Genomic DNA, 16,676 nt, shown 5'->3' with positions numbered 1-16,676 from the left:
CCAGGACCTCCCCTTCGACCAACTCGTCGAAGCCCTCAACCCCACCCGCACCCCCCACCGCCACCCCCTCTTCCAAACCATCCTCACCCTCAACACCCCCCAGCCGGCGGGCAGTGGACCCGCCGTCCCGCAGGACGAGTCCGGCCGGACGGCGAAGTTCGACCTCTCCTTCACCGTGACCGAGCACCACACCGCCGACGGCGCCCCGAACGGCCTCACCGTCACCATCGAGTACGCCACCGACCTCTTCGAACCCGCCACCGTCGAGCGCCTCGCCCGGCAGTTCCAGCGCATCCTGCGCAGCGCCGCCGAACACCCCGACACCCCCATCCACGCCATCGACCTGTTCGACGAGCGCGAGCGCGCGGCCGTGTTCACCGACTGGAACGGCCCCACCCGCGAACTCCCCGGCCGGACGCTGCCGCAGCTGTTCGCCGCCCAGGTCGCCCGCACCCCCGACGCCACCGCCGTCGCCTGCGGCACCGACACCCTCAGCTACGCCCGGCTCGACGCCGCCGCCAACCGCCTGGCCCGCCACCTGGTGGCGCAGGGCGCCGGCCCCGAGCGGCTGGTCGCCCTCGCCGTCCCGCGCTCGGTGGAGACCCTGGTGGCCGTCCTGGCGGTGCTCAAGTCCGGTGCGGCGTACCTGCCGGTCGACCTCACCCACCCCGGCGAGCGGATCGCCTACACCCTCGGCGACGCCCGGCCGCTGTGCGTGCTCACCACCACCGGGGCGGCCGGGCAGCTGCCCGCCACCGAGCACCCGCGGGTGCTGCTGGACGCCCCGGAGACCGCCGCCGCGCTGGCCGCCCTGCCCGCGCACGACCTCACCGACGACGACCGCTCCGCGCCGCTGTCGCTGCGCAACCCGGCCTACGTCATCTACACCTCCGGCTCCACCGGGCGCCCCAAGGGCGTCGTGGTCGAGCACCACTCGCTGGACGCCTACCTGGCCTGGGCCCGCGAGGCCTACGGCAGCGTGGCCGACCGGGCGCTGGTCCACTCGCCGGTGTCCTTCGACCTCACCGTGACCGGCCTGTTCGCCCCGCTCACCAGCGGCGGCACCGTCCAGCTGATCGAGCTGGACGACCAGGCTCCCACGGCACGGGAGTTCGACCGCCCGACGTTCGTCAAGGCCACCCCGAGCCACCTGGCCCTGCTGACCGCGCTGCCCGAGCGCTTCTCCCCCAGCGAGCAACTGGTGCTCGGCGGCGAGTCGCTGATGGGCGAGGTCCTGGACGAGTGGCGCCGCCGCCACCCGGGCGCCACCGTGATCAACGAGTACGGTCCGACCGAGACCACCGTCGGCTGCACCGAGTTCCGGATCGCACCCGGCGACACCGCCCCCTCCGGGGTGATCACCATCGGACGGCCGATCTGGAACACCCGGATGTACGTCCTGGACGAGGCGCTGCGCGCGCTGCCGATCGGCGTCGGCGGTGAACTCTTCATCGCCGGCGACCTGGTGACCCGCGGCTACCTCGGCCGCCCGGCCCTGACCGCCGAGCGCTTCCTGCCCGACCCGTTCGGCGCGCCCGGCGCCCGGATGTACCGCACCGGCGACCTCGGCCGCTGGCGCCAGGACGAGCACGGCGAGGGCCGGCTCGAGTTCCTCGGCCGCACCGACGACCAGATCAAGCTGCGCGGCTTCCGGATCGAACCCGCCGAGATCGAGACCCACTTCACCAACCGCCCCGACGTCCTCCAGGCCGCCGTCCTGCTCCGCGAGGACCAGCCCGGCGACCAGCGGCTCGTCGCCTACCTCGTCCCGTCCGACGGCGCCGCGCCGGACCCGGCCGACCTGCGCGCCTCCGCCGCCGCCCAGCTGCCCGCCCACCTCGTGCCGTCCGCCGTCGTGCTGCTGGACACCCTCCCGCTCACCCCCAACGGCAAGCTCGACCGCCGCGCCCTGCCGGCGCCGGCCGCGACCGGCGGCCCCAGCGGCCGGACCCCGCGCACCCCCCGCGAGTCGGTGCTCTGCGGACTCTTCGCCGCCACCCTCGGGGTGGAGCGGGTCGGCATCGACGACAACTTCTTCGACCTCGGCGGGCACTCCCTGCTCGCCGCCCGGCTGACCGCCCGGATCCAGGACGAACTGGGCGTCCGGATCGGCCTGCGGGCCCTGTTCGAGACCCCCACCGTGGCCCGGCTGGCCGAGCGCCTCGACGCCGACGGCGGCGCCGAATCCGGCAACGGGCTCGGCCGGTTGCTGCCGCTGCGCACCGGCGGCAGCCGCCCGCCGCTGTTCGCGGTGCACCCCGGCGGCGGACTGGGCTGGTGCTACTCCGGTCTGGTCCGCCACCTGGACCGCGACCGGCCGGTCCTCGCGCTCCAGGCCCGCGGGCTGGACGGCGACGGTGAACTGCCGGGCAGCGTCCCCGAGATGGCCGCGGACTACCTGCGGCTGATCCGCGAGGTGCAGCCCAGCGGCCCGTACCACCTGCTCGGCTGGTCCTTCGGCGGCACGGTGGCCCACGAGCTGGCCCGCCAACTCCAGGCGGCCGGCGAGGAGGTGGCCCTGCTGGCGATGCTCGACGCGCACCCCACCGGCCGCTTCCGGCACGCCGGACGCCCCAGCGACGCGGAGATCCTCGCGCTCGCGCTGGACGGCCTGGACGTCGACGAGCTGACCGCCCTGGCGGCCACCGCGCCGGAGGACGGGACCGCGCCGGAGGACGGCAGCGGGCCGCTCGGGGCCGGGCTCCCCGCCGCCGACGCCGTGCTGGAGCTGCTGCGGGAGCGCGGCAGCGTGCTGGCCGGGCTGGACCCGGCGGCGCTCGGCCGGTTGGTGCGGGTGACCGCCAACAACCTCGCGCTGGCCGCCGGCGAGGACCCGGGCCGCTACCGGGGCCCGGTGCTGTTCTTCGAGGCCCTGCCCGGCCGGGGCGCGGACGGCGCACCGCTGACCGACCTGTGGACCGCCCACGTGGACGGCCCGATCGAGAACCACCCGCTCGACATCCCGCACAGCCGCCTCACCACGCCCGAGGCGCTGGACGTGATCGGGCCGATCCTGGCCGACCGCCTGCGCTGAGCCGCCCGCCCGGTGGTGGGGGGGGCCCCCCCCCGCCCCCCCCACCCCCCGGGCCGCACACCCGCCGCCCGCCGCCCGCCGCCCTCCGCCACCTCCTCCACCACCACCCGGAGCCCTGTCATGCACCTGTCCCCAAGCCCACCGCCCCCGGAGGCCCCGTGACCACGTTCCTGCTCGTCTGGGCCGGACGGCTGCTCACCGCCCTCGGCTCCAGCGTCTCCGGCTTCGCCCTCGGCCTGTGGATCTACCAACAGACCGGCTCCGTCACCCAGTTCGCCACCGGCCTGCTGCTCGGCTTCGCCCCCGGCATGCTGGCCGCCCCCGCCGCCGGCGTCCTCGTCGACCGCTACCGCCGCCGCACCGTCCTGCTCTGCGCGGACACCGCCGCCATGCTCACCGCCGTCGCCCTGACCGCCGCCGAGACGACCGGCCACCTGGCCGTCTGGCAGGTGTACGCGACCACCGTCGTGGAGTCCTGCTGCGCCGCCTTCCAGTGGCCCGCGCTCGCCGCCGCGGTGACCGGGATGGTCCGGCCCGAGCAGCGCGGCCGGGCCGGCGCGATGACCCAGACCGCCCTGGCCGCCGCCCAGTTGCTCGGCCCGATGCTCGCCGCCGTGCTGCTCGGCGCGGGCGGGCTGCGCGCCGTCCTGGTGATCGACGTCGTCTCCTTCGCGCTGGGCCTGCTCACCCTGCTGCTCGCCCGCTTCCCCGAACCGGCCGGCCGGCCGCCCGGGCCGGCCCATCCCACCCGACAACGCGTCGGCTGGAGAGCCGAGTTGGCGCACGGCCGACGCATCCTCACCGGCCAACCGGGCCTGCGGCACCTGCTCCGCGTGGTCACCGTGCTGAACGGCGCCGAGGCCGCCGCCACCGCCCTGCTGCTGCCCCTCGTCCTGGCCGCCACCCCGGCCGCCGAACAGAACGCCGCCGTCGCCATGGTCAGCACCTCCGGCGGCCTCGGCCTGGCCCTGGGCAGCGTCGTGATGTCGGTCTGGTCCGGCCCGCGCCGACCACTGACCTGGGTCACCGCGGCCACCGTCCTCAGCGGCGGTGCCGTCCTGGCCGCCGGCCTGCACCCGCAGCCGGGCGCCCTGGCCGCGGCCGCGTTCACCTTCTTCCTCGGCCTCCCGGTGGTGACCAGCTGCTCCCAGGTGCTCTGGCAGTCCGCCGTCGCGGCCGAGGCCCAGGGGCGGGTCTTCGCCCTGCGCCGGATGTTCACCCAGGGCGGCACCCTCCTCGGCTACCTGCTGGCCGGGCCGCTCGCCTCCCGGGTCTGCGAACCGCTGGTCGCCCCGGACGGCCCGCTCGGCCCCACCCTCGGCCGACTCCTGGGCACCGCCCGGGACCGCGGCAGCGCCCTGCTGCTCTGCCTCACCGGCCTGTTCCTCGCCGTCGTCGGCCTGGTCGGACGGCGTCACACCGTCGAGCCCTTGCCATCCCCCGACCCGGTCGTGTGCGATGGAACACCCCCCACCAGGATCCCCGTTCACGCCACACCCGCCAACTCCACCGATCCGGAGCCGACATGACCGTCCGTCCCACCGAGGCCGCCGACCTCGACCGCATCCTCCCGCTGATCACCCCCGACCCCGGCGTGGCCCTGACCGCCGACACCTACCGGTCCCGGCTCGCCACCGGCGAGTACCGCCCCGAGTGGACCTGGACCGCCCGGCACACCCCCGACGGCCCCCCGCTCGCGCTCGCCGTCTGGTGGGGCGACCCGGACGACGGCCTGCCCTCCGCCCTCGACGGCGTGTTCGTCCACCCGTCGGTCCGGTCCGCGGCCGACCGCACCGACCTGGCCGCACGGCTGCTCACCACCGCCCACACCGCCTACGCCACGGCCGGCGCGGACACCGCCCCGGACTACCACCTGATGCTGCCCGGCGACTGGCGCGACCGCCCCGACACGGCCGCGGCCGTGGCCTGGCGCCGGGACGCGGCCGGCCGGGCCGGCCTCCCGGTGAGCCTGGAACGCCTGCGCTTCGAGTGGACGCCCCCGGCCGGCGTCCCGGAGCCGTCCGGCCGTCTGCTCCTCCAGCCGGAGCCCGACGACGAGGTCTTCGTCGAGCTGTTCCGCCGGGTCCTGGTCGACACCCTGGACACCGACACCCGCAAGGAGGCCGAACGCCTCGGCGCCGAGGCCCAGGCCCGGGCCGACGTCGCCTTCTACCGCGACACCATGCCCGGCGACCGCTCCTGGTGGCGGGTCGCCCGCACCCCCGGCGGCGAGCCGGTCGGCTTCGGCATCCCCTCCCGCAACCACGCCGCCCCCGTCGTCGGCTACCTCGGCGTCCTCCCGGAGCACCGCGGCCACCACTACGCCGACGACATCCTGGCCGGGATCACCCGCATCCTCGCCACCGAGGCCGCCGCCACCCGGATCCTGGCCGACACCGACCTCACCAACACCCCGATGGCCGCCGCCTTCGCCCGCACCGGCTACCGGAACACCAGCCGCCGCCTGGTCCTCTCCGCACGCTGACCCCGGACCGGACCGCCCGGTGCGGCGCCCCGGCCCCCGGCGCCGCACCGGGCGGAACCGCGCTGACCACGCCTGATACCTTGCCAAGGCCGTGGTGTACGGGAAACCGGTCGAAGTCCGGTGCGGCCCTCGCCACTGTTGCCGCGGAGTGTCGCGGCCCTCGCCGACCGGCTCCCCCAGCGGTCGGGGCCACTGGGCGGTCCACAGGAACCGCCCGGGAAGGTCGGCTGCGGCGCGTCGATGCGGAAGCCAGGAGACCGGCCACGGCGCGACATGTTCCACGAGGGTTTTGGAGAACACGTGCCCAGCGGTCTGCCGTACCCGGCCCGATCGATACGTCCCACCGGTTCCACCCGTCCCTCCGGCCCGCTGCGGGTCGGCCGGGCGGTCGCCGTCCTGCTGTCCGTCGGCGTGCTCGGCGCCTGCGCGGGCGCCCCCGCGCCGAGCGCCTCCGCCGGGGCGACCGGGAGCGCCGCACCGGTCAGCGTGGACAACTGCGGGACCACCGTGACGGTGAGCGCACCGCCCGCCCGGCTGGTGACGCTCAACCAGGGCGCCACCGAGGTGGCCCTGGCCCTCGGCCTGCAGTCCCGGATGGCCGGCACCGCCTACCTCGACGACGCCGTGCCGGACCAGTGGAAGGCCGCCTACGACTCCGTCCCGGTGCTCTCCGAGAAGTACCCGACCAAGGAGAAGCTCCTCGCGGCCCGTCCCGACTTCCTGTACGCCTCCTACGCCAGCGCCTACACCGACAAGGTCGCGGGCACCCGGGAGGAGCTGCGCGGCCAGGGCATCGCGTCGTACGTGTCCCCGTTCGGCTGCTCGGACAAGAGCCAGGTGCCGCCGACGACGTGGCAGGCGGCGTGGGGCGAACTGAACGACGTCGCCAAGGTCTTCGGCGTCCCGGAGCGGGCGGCCGAGGTCCAGCACCGGCAGGAGGAGCAGCTGGCGCAGTTCAAGGCGACGGCCGCGGGCAAGGACCTCAAGGTCCTGTGGTTCGACTCGGACACCAAGACGCCGTTCGTCGGCGCCGGGCACGGCGGACCCCAGCTGGTGCTCGACGCGGTGGGTGCCCGCAACGTCTTCGCGGACCTGCCCGGCGGCTGGCAGACCGTGAGCTGGGAGAAGGTCGTCGCGGCGGACCCGGACGCCATCGTGGTCGCGGACGCCGGCTGGGACACCGCCCAGTCCAAGATCGACTACCTGGAGAACGACCCTGTGCTGAGCAAGCTCGGCGCCGTGCAGCGCAAGGCCTTCGTGGTGGTGCCGTTCTCGGAGTCGACACCCGGTGTGCGGCTCGCCGACGGTGCCGCCAAGGTGTCCGCCGGGTTGGGCCGACTGCACCCGGCGTCATGACCTCCGCGCCCCGCCCCGCCGTGCGGCCGGCCGGTCCGGGTCGCGCGACGGCGGCCCTGACCGTCGGGGCGGCCCTGCTGCTGGCCACCGTGCTGCTCGGCCTGGCCGTGGGCTCGCAGCCCGAGCCGCTCCCGACGGTGATCGACGTGGTGCTGCGCCGGCTCGGGCTGACCGACCCGCACGTGACCCTGCTGGACGACCAGATCGTCTGGCAGCTGCGGCTCCCCCGGGTCCTCGGGGCGGCCGCCACCGGCGCCGGCCTCGCGGTCTGCGGTGCGGTGCTGCAGACGCTGACCGGGAACGACCTGGCCGATCCGTTCCTGCTCGGGATCTCGGAGGGGGCCGCCGCCGGCGCGGTGACGGTGATCGTCCTCGGCGTCGGCGTGGCCGGCGCCGTGGGCACCGGCGCGGTGGCGACGGCGGCCTTCGCCGGCGCCCTGCTCGCCGCCGTCGTCGTACTGGCCCTGGCCGGCGCGCGCACCCGGTCGCTGCCGACCGCCCGAACGGTGCTCGCCGGCATCGCGGTGGGGCAGATGTGCGGGGCGTACACCTCGTTCGTCGTCATGGTCCTCGGGGACCGCAACGCGGCGCGCGGGGTCATGGAGTGGACGCTGGGCTCGGTCGCCGGCGTGCGGTGGCCCACCGCCGTCTTCCTGACCGCGGTCGCGGTGGTCGGCGTCGCGGTGCTGGCCTCCTCCGCCCGCGACCTGGACGCCTTCGCCTTCGGCGAGACCGCCGCCCGCTCCCTCGGCGTCCACGTCGAGCGCACCCGCTGGGCCCTGGTCGCCACCGCCGCCCTGGTGACCGCGTGCCTGGTCGCCCACACCGGTGTCATCGGGTTCGTCGGCCTGGTCGTCCCGCACGTGGTCCGGCTCCTCTGCGGCCCGCGGCACGCCCTGCTGCTGCCCGTGTCGGCCCTGGTCGGCGCGTCCCTCCTGGTGGGCAGCGACGTCCTGGCGCGCTCGGTCCTCCCCGACCGGGAGATCCCGGTCGGCGTCATCACGGCCGGACTCGGGGCGCCCTTCTTCGGCTGGCTGCTCTGGCGCCAGGCCCGGGCCGACGGGGGGCCGCGGTGACCGCGCCGCCCCCCGTCGAGCTGCGCGCGGAGGGCCTCGGGGTGCGGGTCGGCGCGGCCACGCTGCTGGACGGCGTCACGCTCGCGTTCGCCCCCGGCCGGGTCACCGGCCTGCTCGGGCCCAACGGCGCCGGGAAGACCACCCTGCTGCGCGCCGTCGCCGGACTGACCCGGCCGAGCGCGGGGCGCGCCCTCCTCGACGGAGCGGACCTCCACGCGCTCTCCGGCCGCCGCCGGGCGCAGCAGGTGGCCTTCATGGAACAGCAGGCGGACACCCGGCTGGCGCTGTCGGTCCGGCAGGTCGTCGAGCTCGGGCGCACTCCGCACCGCGGGCGCTGGCCGGTGCCGCCGAACTCGGCCGCCGACGCCCACGAGCGGTCCGTGGTCGCGGCGGCCGTCGCCGCGGCCGACGTCGGCCACCTGCTCGACCGCTCCTGGCCGACGCTGTCGGGCGGCGAGCGGCAGCGGGTCCAGCTCGCGCGGGCGCTGGTGCAGGAGCCCGGGGTGCTCCTGCTCGACGAACCCACCAACCACCTCGACCTGCGCCACCAGCTGGGCTTCCTGGAGACGGTCCGCGGGCTGGGCATCACCACGGTCGCCGCGCTGCACGACCTCGAACTCGCCGCCGCCTACTGCCACGAGGTCGCCGTCCTGCTCGACGGCCGGCTGGTCGCCCACGGGCCCGCCGCCGAGGTGCTCACCGCGCCCATGATCGCGCGGGTCTACGGCGTCGACGCCACCGTGGAACGGCACCCCCGGCACGACCGGCCGCACGTCCGGTGGAACGGACTGCTCCCCGAAAGGACTTCGCCATGACCTCCCCGACCCAGCGGCGTGCCGTGCTCCTGGTCGGCATGTCGATCGGGGAGGCCGTCCGCCGGGACGAACTCCTCCGGACCGCGGCGGCCCACCGGGCCTCGATCGCCTTCCTGCAACAGGCGGACCCCTCCCTGTCGGCCGAGCTGACCAGGCTGGCCGACGCGGGCGCGGAGACCGTGGTGCTGGTCGGCGTCCGCCTCGCGGCCTCCGGCCCGGCCCAGTCCTGGCTCCGGCGGATCGCGGCGCACTGGTGGCGCGAGCGGGCCGGCCGCCGGCCCGAACTCCTCGTCGCGACCCGCCTCGCCGACTCGCCGGAGACGGTCGCCGCGGTGGCCGCGGTGACGAAGGCCGTCACCGGCTCGGAGCCCGGCCTGACGTCCGCGGCCTGGGAGGAGGTCACCGGCCACCGGCACCAGGTCCTGCTGTGCCGCGGTCCGCGCTGCACGGCCCTGGGCGCCGAGGAGGGCGCCCGCGCCCTGGTCCGGGAGCTGGCCGCGCACGGCCTCGGCGACGACGACGTGCTCGTCACCCAGACGGGGTGCCAGTTCCCCTGCAACCAGGCCCCCGTCGTCAGCGTGCAGCCGGACGACGTCTGGTACGGGAGGGTCGACGCGGCCGCCGCCGGCCGCATCGTCGCCGAGCACCTCGCCGCCGGGCGGCCGGTCGGCTCCCACCGGCTGCCCCGCCACCGGAAGGAGCGCCCCGGCGACTGACCGCGGCCGCCGGGCCGGGCGCGGCGCCCGGCCGGGCTCAGCGGGCCCGGAGGAGTCCGGCCCGGCGCCGCCAGTACTGCCAGCCCGCGTCGATCTGGCTGTCCGGCCAGGCCACCGCGTCCTTCTCCAGGCACTCCTGGTGGCCGGTCCAGTGCCGCAGCTCGCCCGCGGCCCGGGCGGTGAGCTGGGTCCGGCAGGCGCGTTCGAGCAGGATGCCGTACATGACCGCGTGGGCGAGGTCGCGGCCGACCGCCGCCAGGCCGTGTCCGGGCATCAGGCAGGCGCGGGCGGCACCGAGGTCGGCCGCCAGCGCGCGGCCCAGTTCGGGGGTGCGGACGAGGTTGTCGGTGGCGGTGAAGCGGGGCAGGCCGTGCTCGGCGAACACGGCGGCGTCGTGGCTGAGCGCGCGCAGCGGTTCGCCGAGCGCGCTGAAGGCGTTCACCGTCGACGCGTGGGTGTGCAGGCTGACCTGCACGTCGGGCCGCGCCCGCATGATCCCGGTGTGGATGTGGTGTTCGAGGTGCACCCGTCCGCTGCCCGCCAGCAGCTCACCGGTCCAGGAGACGAGCAGCACCCGGTCGGGCGTGATCTCCTCCAGGCCCCACCCCGCCGACTTCATCCAGACCCCGCGGCCGCCCGGGTCACGGACCGCCAGGTGCCCCCACACCATGTCGTCCTGTCCGGCCGCGGCCAGGACCCGGCTGCCCGCCGTGACCAGCGCCGCCGGGTCGTCGTCGATCGTTCCGTCCGTCATGGGCCGTGCTCCTCGCCGTCGTACGCGGGCCGCGGGCTGCGGCGCCGGTTCCGACCCTAGGAACGCCCGGGGATTGCGACCAGTGAAAAGAACGCAAGTGCTAATTTCAGAAAGTGAAAGTGACCTCCCTCGACCTCAACCTCCTCGTCGTCCTCGACGCCGTGCTGGAGGAGGGCGGCGTCACCGCCGCGGCCCGTCGGCTGGACCTCTCCGTACCCGCGGTCAGCCGGGCCCTGGGGCGGCTGCGCACCGCCTTCGCCGACCCCCTGCTGGTGCGCTCCGGCCGGGGCCTGGAGCCGACCGCGCAGGCGCTCGCGCTGCGGCCGCGGGTGCGCGCGCTGGTCGAGGACGCGCAGCACCTGCTGGGGCCCGCCGAGGGGGACGTGCCCGCCGCACTGCGCCGCGCCTACACCGTGCTGGCGCCCGAGGACCTGGTCGCGGGCTTCGGCGCGGACCTGCTGGCCCGGGTGCGCGCCGAGGCCCCCGGCGTCCAGTTGCGCTTCCTGAGCGAGGGGCGGGCGGCCGACGAGGGGGCGGCGGTGCGGGAGAGCGCGGCCGATGTCGCGATCGGCGTCAACACCCCCAAGGAGGCCGACCTCCGCGTCGAGGGCCTGGTCCGCGAACCGCTGGTCGGCGTCGTCCGCGCCGGTCACCCGCTGGGCGCCGACGGGGTCACGCCCGCCCGGTTCGCGGCCTGGGAGCACGTCGTGGTCTCCCGCCACGGCCGGCTGCGCACCGCGGTCGACCGGCGGCTGGAGGCCGAGGGGGTGCGGCGCACGGTGGCGGCCTCCGTGCCCGACTTCACGACGGCGCTGCGCCTGGTCGCGGCCGGCGACCTGGTCGGGATCGCACCCGCCGCCCTGGCCCGGAACCTGGCGGGCCCCCTGCGACTGGCCACCTTCGCGCCGCCGTTCGAGCTGAAGCCGTTGCGCGTCAGCCTGCTCTGGCACCCCCGCCGGGACGGCGACCCGGCCCACCGCTGGCTCCTCGACCGCCTCCGCGAGGCCGCCGGCCGGACCACCGGACGCCCGGGCGGCGGACTTCACGAGTTGACGTCGCGGAGCACGCTTCCATCCTCTTGACGCCTTGTCAGGTACAGGAGTTGAATGCGCCTCAGCTCAGCACACGATGGGACGACTCCAGGGCCCGTCCGGCGTTCTCCGCCGGGTCGGAGCCCCCGCTCCGCGCCGCGGACCGGCCCCACCCCACGTCACGGGCCGGGTCCGCGCCCTTCCGTTGGGAGCCCCAGATGACCCGTGACCCCGCGCGCCGCCGCACCGGCCGACGCACCCGCCTCCTCGCCCGACTCGCTCGACTCCCCCACCCCGGCCGCCGGCTCGCGGCCCTGGCCGCCCTGGGCCTGCTCGTCGCGCTGACCGGCCCCGCCCCCGCCGCCGGCGCCGCCGTCACCGCGGCGACGGCGCCCGCCCCGGTGACCGCCGCCGGGCCGCCGCCGGGCTGGACGACCGTGTTCAGCGACGACTTCTCGGGCCCCGCCGGCGCCCGGCCGTCCGGGGCGAACTGGACGTACGACACCGGCCCGGGCTCGAACTTCGGGACGGGCGAGATCGAGACCATGACCGACTCGACCGCCAACGTCCACCTCGACGGCAACGGCCACCTGGCCATCACCGCCCTCGGCAGCGGCGGCTCCTGGACCTCGGGCCGGATCCGGACGCCGGGCGCGGTCGCCGGCGCGCCGGCCGGCGGCAAGCTGGAGGTCACCGCCTCGATCATGCAGCCCGACCCCGCCGGCGGGCTGGGCTACTGGCCCGCGTTCTGGATGCTGGGCCAGGGGCAGTGGCCCGAGAACGGCGAGATCGACATCATGGAGGACGTCAACGCCCGCTCGCAGACCGCGGGCACCATCCACTGCGGCACCTCCCCCGGCGGCGTCTGCAACGAGGGCACCGGGATCGGCAGCGGCCTGCGCGCCTGCCCGGGCTGTCAGAGCGGCTACCACGACTACGCGATGATCCTGGACCGCACCGACACCGCCGCCGAGTCGATCACCTGGTACCTCGACGGCGCCGCGTACTTCACCGTCACCGAGAACCAGGTCGGCACCGCCGTCTGGCAGCAGGCCTTCGACCACCCGCTGTCCGTCATCTTCGACCTGGCCGTCGGCGGCGGCTTCCCCAACGGCGTCTGCGGGTGCACCACCCCGACGGCCGCCACCACCTCCGGGGCGACGATGAGCGTCGCCTCCGTCGCGGCGTACACCACCAACGGCGGTGGCAGCGGCGGCGGTTCGGCGATCACCGGGTACGGCGGCCTCTGCCTGGACGACCGTTCCGCCTCCACCGCCGACTACAACCCGGTGCAGATCTACACCTGCAACGGCTCGCCCGCCCAGCAGTGGACGGTCGTCCAGGCCGGCAGCACGCTGCACGTGCTGGGCAAGTGCCTGGACGTGTACGCGGCCGGCACCGCGAACGGCACCGCGGTGGACCTCTACACCTGCAACAACACCGGCTCCCAGGTCTGGATCCCGCGCTCCGACGGTTCGCTGTTCAACCCGCAGTCCGGCCGGTGCCTGGACGACCCCGGGTGGTCCACCGCCGCCGGCACCCAGGTGCAGATCTGGGACTGCACCGGCGGAGCCAACCAGCAGTGGAAGCTGCCTGCCTGACCCTCCGTCACACCACCGGAGCGGGCGCGTCGCCGCGCCCGCTCCGTGCGGGTTCCGGAGTTCAGCCCGTGGCGACCGGCGTGCCGCCGGACCGTGCGATCAGCTCGTCCGCGGCGATCCGGTACTCCTGGGTGCCGACGGTCCGCAGCGCCTCGGTGGCCAGCGCGCAGCCCAGCCGGGCCGAGCGCGGCAGCGTCCAGCCGTGGCTGAGCCCGGCCAGGAAGCCGGCCCGGAAGGCGTCGCCGACGCCGGTCGGGTCGGCCACCCGGTCGGTCGGCACCGCGGGGACGGTCACCCGGGTGCCGTCCGCCCCGGCGATCACCACACCGTCCGCGCCCCGGGTGGTGATCCAACTGCCCACCTGCTCCAGCACCTGCCGCTCGGTCCAGCCGGAGAGCTGCTGGAGCAGGGCCGCCTCGTACTCGTTGGTGAACAGGTAGCGCGCGCCCGACACCAGGCGGCGCGCCTCCGCCCGGTCCAGACGGGCGAGTTGCTGCGAGGGGTCGGCCGCGAACGGGATCCCCGAGTCCCGGCACTCGTCGGTGTGCCGGACCATCGCCGCCGGGTCGTTGGGCGAGACCACCACCAGGTCCAGGCCGCCCACCCGTTCGACGACCGGCGCCAGCGCCAGCCCGCGGGCCTCCGACATCGCCCCGGCGTAGAAGGTGGCGATCTGGTTCTGATCGGCGTCGGTGGTGCAGACGAAGCGGGCAGTGTGCCGCTCCTCGCTGATCAGCACGGACGCGGTGTCCACGCCGGCGGCCTCCAACCAGGCGCGGTACTCGGCGAAGTCGCGGCCGGCCGCACCGACCAGGATCGGGCGCAGGCCCAGACTCCCCAGTCCGAAGGCGATGTTGGCCGCCACCCCGCCCCGGCGGACCTCCAGGTCGTCGGCGAGGAAGGAGAGCGAGACCTTGTCCAGCCGGCCCTCGATCAGCTGGTCGACGAAACGTCCTGGATAGACCATGAGGTGGTCGGTGGCGATCGAACCGGTGACGGCGATGCGCAAGGGGTTCCTCCCGGGAACGGCGGTGGGGTGGGGACGGTGGGCCCTGGTCAGCCCAGGGCGACGGCGCGGAGCTTGTCCGCCCGGTCGGTGCGCTCCCAGGTGAAGTCCGGCAGCTCGCGGCCGAAGTGGCCGTACGCGGCGGTCTGCGAGTAGATCGGGCGCAGCAGGTCCAGGTCGCGGATGATCGCGGCCGGGCGCAGGTCGAAGACCTCGGAGACGGCCTCCTGGATGGTGAGCACCGGCACGGTCTCGGTGCCGAAGGTCTCCACGAACAGGCCGACCGGCTCGGCCTTGCCGATCGCGTACGCGACCTGCACCTCGGCCCGGCGGGCCAGCCCGGCGGCGACGATGTTCTTCGCCACCCAGCGCATCGCGTACGCGGCCGAACGGTCCACCTTGGACGGGTCCTTGCCGGAGAAGGCGCCGCCGCCGTGGCGGGCCATGCCGCCGTAGGTGTCCACGATGATCTTGCGGCCGGTCAGCCCGGCGTCGCCCATCGGGCCGCCGATCTCGAAGCGGCCGGTCGGGTTGACCAGCAGCCGGTAGCCGGCGGTGTCCAGCTCCAGTCCGGCGAGCACCGGCTCCACCACGAACGCGCGGATGTCGGGCTCCAGCAGCGACGCCAGGTCGATGTCGGCGGCGTGCTGGGTGGAGACGACCACGGTGTCCAGCCGGACGGCCTTGTCGCCGTCGTACTCGATGGTGACCTGGGTCTTGCCGTCCGGGCGCAGGTACGGGATGGTCCCGTTCTTGCGGACCTCGGTGAGCCGCTCGGCCAGCCGGTGCGCCAGCCGGATCGGCAGCGGCATCAGCTCGGGCGTCTCGTCGCAGGCGTAGCCGAACATCAGGCCCTGGTCGCCCGCGCCCTGGCGGCCCAGCTCGTCGTCCTCGCCCTCGACCCGGTGCTCGAGCGCGGTGTCGACGCCCTGGGCGATGTCGGGTGACTGCGCGCCGATCGAGACCGAGACTCCGCAGGAGGCGCCGTCGAAGCCCTTGGCCGAGGAGTCGTAGCCGATGTCGAGCACGGCCTCGCGGACCAGTCCGGCGATGTCGGCGTAGGCGCTGGTGGCGACCTCGCCGGCGATGTGCACCTGACCGGTGGTGATCAGGGTCTCCACGGCCACCCGGGCGGCCGGGTCCGCGCGCAGCAGGGCGTCCAGGATGGTGTCGCTGATCCGGTCGGCGATCTTGTCCGGGTGACCCTCGGTCACGGACTCCGAGGTGAAGAGGCGGCGGGACACGGTTCCTCCGGGTGGTCGGCTGTCGGTGGACCGGCCGGGGCGGTGCGGCGGCCGGGGCCGCCCGGGCCCCGGCCCGGTTGCGCACACGGTGGGAGCCGCCCCTGCAAGGCGGCTCGAGCCCGGCTGGAAGCGCGGCCCGGACCGGGGCGGCTCCAGCGGTGCCCGAGCGGCGCACCGCACCGTGCCTGAGTCACCGCGCGCAGCAGCGCGCGGACCGGAACGGACGAGAGGAGAGGGGCCGATGACTGTGCCGACGAGCCGATCACCCCTGCGGGTCCTGGTCATTGGCGGCGGTATCGGCGGCCTCTGCCTGGCCCAGGGGCTGCGGCAGGCCGGTGTCGACGTCCAGGTGTACGAGCGCGACGGATCCGCCGAGGGCCGGCGGCAGGGCTACCGGCTGCGGATCAGCCCGGAGGGCGAGCGGGGCCTGCTGGCCTGCCTGCCGCCCGGCCTGCGGGAGCTGCTCTCGGCCACCGCGAACACCCGCGACGACAGCGGCCTGGTCGCCTACGACGAACACCTGGTGGAGCAGTGGGCCCCGAGCTTCGAGGACCCGCGGGCGGACGCACCCGACAAGATCGACGCGGTGGACCGGGTGACGCTGCGCCGCATCCTGCTGGCCGGGCTGGCGGACGTGGTGCGGTTCGGCCGGACCTTCGAGCGCCTGGAGCGGACCGCCGACGGCCGGGTGGTCGCGCACTTCGAGGACGGCAGCTCGGCCGAGGGCGACGTGCTGATCGCCGCCGACGGCAGCAACTCCCGGGTCCGCGAGCAGCTGCGGCCCTGGGACCGCCCGACCGACCTCGGGATCCGCACCGTCTTCTCCCGCATCCCGCGGGCCGCCGCGGTCGCCGCGGGCCTGCCCGCCGCGCTCCAGGACCGGTTCAGCTACGTGATCGGCACCGACGGCCACCACCTGGGGCTGATGCCGATGACCTTCCGGGAGCAGCCCTCGCGGGCCGCCGCGCGGCTGTGGCCGGACGCGGGCCTGACCGACAGCGAGGACTACTACATGTCGGTCTTCAACGTGCACCGGGAGGACCTGGGCATCGACGACGACGCCTTCTTCGCGCTCAGCGGTGAGGAGTTGTGCGCGCTGGTGGTCGAACGGACCGCGCACTGGCACCCCGACCTGCGCGGCATCTTCGGCCACGCGCTGCCCGGGACCACCTTCGCGGTCGCCCTGCGGGCCACCCGGCCGGTGCAGGCCTGGGAGCCCGGGCCGGTGGTGCCGCTGGGCGACGCGGCGCACACCATGCCGCCGTCCGGCGGGGTGGGGGCCAACACCGCGATCCGGGACGCCGAGGCGCTCACCGGGCTGCTGACCGCCGTCGACCGCGGCGAGCGGGAGCTGGGCGAGGCGATGGCGGAGTACCAGAAGGCGATGGTGGAGTACGCCACCGAGGGGGTGGAGATGTCGCTGCGGATCGCCCAGTGGTCGATCCGTACGGCCACCTCGGCGGAGGCGGCCGGCTGAGCTCCGGCGGACGCCCGGCACGGCGGCGGGGCCGGCCCCTCAGGGCCGGCCCCCCCCCCAGGGCGGCGGCGCGGGGCGCCG

The 16,676-nt window shown here is 75.6% G+C and carries 13 protein-coding genes and 1 riboswitch; of the genes, 10 read left to right on the top strand and 3 right to left on the bottom strand.

The features are described 5' to 3' along the window. From AB0O91_RS40135 to AB0O91_RS40105, 7 genes are all read left to right on the top strand, one after another. Positions 1–3,034, top strand: a 3,034-nt coding sequence (locus AB0O91_RS40135; protein WP_363444166.1) for an amino acid adenylation domain-containing protein, incomplete at its 5' end; no start/stop codon positions are given. Positions 3,035–3,192: 158 nt separating this feature from the next. Beyond that, the gene (locus AB0O91_RS40130; protein ID WP_363444163.1) at positions 3,193–4,563 is read left to right on the top strand and encodes an MFS transporter; all 1,371 of its coding nucleotides are present in this window, start codon (positions 3,193–3,195) and stop codon (positions 4,561–4,563) included. After that, positions 4,560–5,519 (top strand): GNAT family N-acetyltransferase, encoded by a 960-nt coding sequence (locus AB0O91_RS40125; RefSeq protein WP_363444160.1) that lies wholly within the window; start codon positions 4,560–4,562, stop codon positions 5,517–5,519. The genes AB0O91_RS40130 and AB0O91_RS40125 overlap by 4 nt, the downstream gene beginning before the upstream one ends. 75 nt (positions 5,520–5,594) lie before the next feature. Next, positions 5,595–5,800, top strand: a riboswitch (cobalamin riboswitch). A 19-nt stretch (positions 5,801–5,819) separates the two neighbouring features. After that, positions 5,820–6,875, top strand: a complete 1,056-nt coding sequence (locus AB0O91_RS40120; protein ID WP_363444157.1) for an ABC transporter substrate-binding protein — start codon at positions 5,820–5,822, stop codon at positions 6,873–6,875. Next, on the top strand, positions 6,872–7,951 hold the full coding sequence (locus AB0O91_RS40115; protein ID WP_363444154.1) for an iron chelate uptake ABC transporter family permease subunit: 1,080 nt from the start codon (positions 6,872–6,874) through the stop codon (positions 7,949–7,951). The genes AB0O91_RS40120 and AB0O91_RS40115 overlap by 4 nt, the downstream gene beginning before the upstream one ends. After that, positions 7,948–8,766 carry an ABC transporter ATP-binding protein gene (locus tag AB0O91_RS40110; RefSeq protein WP_363444152.1) on the top strand — a complete coding sequence of 273 codons (819 nt, stop codon included), beginning with the start codon at positions 7,948–7,950 and terminating at the stop codon, positions 8,764–8,766. Before AB0O91_RS40115 ends, AB0O91_RS40110 begins: the two co-directional genes overlap by 4 nt. After that, entirely contained in the window at positions 8,763–9,482 is a 720-nt protein-coding gene (locus AB0O91_RS40105; RefSeq protein WP_363444149.1) for a (2Fe-2S) ferredoxin domain-containing protein, read from the top strand. The genes AB0O91_RS40110 and AB0O91_RS40105 overlap by 4 nt, the downstream gene beginning before the upstream one ends. A gap of 37 nt (positions 9,483–9,519) precedes the next feature. Here AB0O91_RS40105 and AB0O91_RS40100 read toward each other — a convergent pair whose 3' ends face one another. Continuing rightward, on the bottom strand, positions 9,520–10,236 hold the full coding sequence (locus AB0O91_RS40100) for a class II aldolase/adducin family protein (RefSeq protein WP_363444146.1): 717 nt from the start codon (positions 10,234–10,236) through the stop codon (positions 9,520–9,522). A gap of 113 nt (positions 10,237–10,349) precedes the next feature. Here AB0O91_RS40100 and AB0O91_RS40095 point away from each other — a divergent pair, with 113 nt between their 5' ends. Both AB0O91_RS40095 and AB0O91_RS40090 read left to right on the top strand, forming a co-directional pair. Continuing rightward, entirely contained in the window at positions 10,350–11,318 is a 969-nt protein-coding gene (locus AB0O91_RS40095; RefSeq protein ID WP_363444143.1) for a LysR family transcriptional regulator, read from the top strand. A gap of 167 nt (positions 11,319–11,485) precedes the next feature. Continuing rightward, positions 11,486–12,868: a ricin-type beta-trefoil lectin domain protein gene (locus AB0O91_RS40090; RefSeq protein ID WP_363444140.1), complete on the top strand. Its 1,383-nt coding sequence runs from the start codon at positions 11,486–11,488 to the stop codon at positions 12,866–12,868. Between the two features lie 61 nt (positions 12,869–12,929). On the opposite strand, the gene AB0O91_RS40085 is transcribed toward AB0O91_RS40090, so the two are convergent. Continuing rightward, positions 12,930–13,877, bottom strand: coding sequence for a carbohydrate kinase family protein (locus AB0O91_RS40085; protein ID WP_363444137.1), 948 nt, complete (start codon positions 13,875–13,877; stop codon positions 12,930–12,932). Between the two features lie 47 nt (positions 13,878–13,924). Beyond that, positions 13,925–15,118: a methionine adenosyltransferase gene (metK, locus tag AB0O91_RS40080; protein ID WP_363444134.1), complete on the bottom strand. Its 1,194-nt coding sequence runs from the start codon at positions 15,116–15,118 to the stop codon at positions 13,925–13,927. A 241-nt stretch (positions 15,119–15,359) separates the two neighbouring features. Between metK and AB0O91_RS40075 the strand changes: the two genes are divergently transcribed. Next, positions 15,360–16,595, top strand: coding sequence for an NAD(P)/FAD-dependent oxidoreductase (locus AB0O91_RS40075; protein ID WP_363444131.1), 1,236 nt, complete (start codon positions 15,360–15,362; stop codon positions 16,593–16,595). Positions 16,596–16,676 lie beyond the last annotated feature (81 nt).

The sequence above is a fragment of the Kitasatospora sp. NPDC089797 genome (assembly GCF_040684795.1).
GTDB lineage: Bacteria > Actinomycetota > Actinomycetes > Streptomycetales > Streptomycetaceae > Kitasatospora.
Note: the sequence above shows the minus strand (reverse complement) of the source record. Positions and strands in the feature narration are given on the sequence as shown.

Coding starts and splice junctions, on each gene's coding strand:
- AB0O91_RS40125 (WP_363444160.1), top strand. CDS start 4,560: ATGACCGTCCGTCCCACCGAGGCCGCCGACCTCGACCGCATCCTCCCG.
- AB0O91_RS40115 (WP_363444154.1), top strand. CDS start 6,872: ATGACCTCCGCGCCCCGCCCCGCCGTGCGGCCGGCCGGTCCGGGTCGC.
- AB0O91_RS40105 (WP_363444149.1), top strand. CDS start 8,763: ATGACCTCCCCGACCCAGCGGCGTGCCGTGCTCCTGGTCGGCATGTCG.
- AB0O91_RS40100 (WP_363444146.1), bottom strand. CDS start 10,236: ATGACGGACGGAACGATCGACGACGACCCGGCGGCGCTGGTCACGGCG.
- AB0O91_RS40090 (WP_363444140.1), top strand. CDS start 11,486: ATGACCCGTGACCCCGCGCGCCGCCGCACCGGCCGACGCACCCGCCTC.
- AB0O91_RS40075 (WP_363444131.1), top strand. CDS start 15,360: ATGACTGTGCCGACGAGCCGATCACCCCTGCGGGTCCTGGTCATTGGC.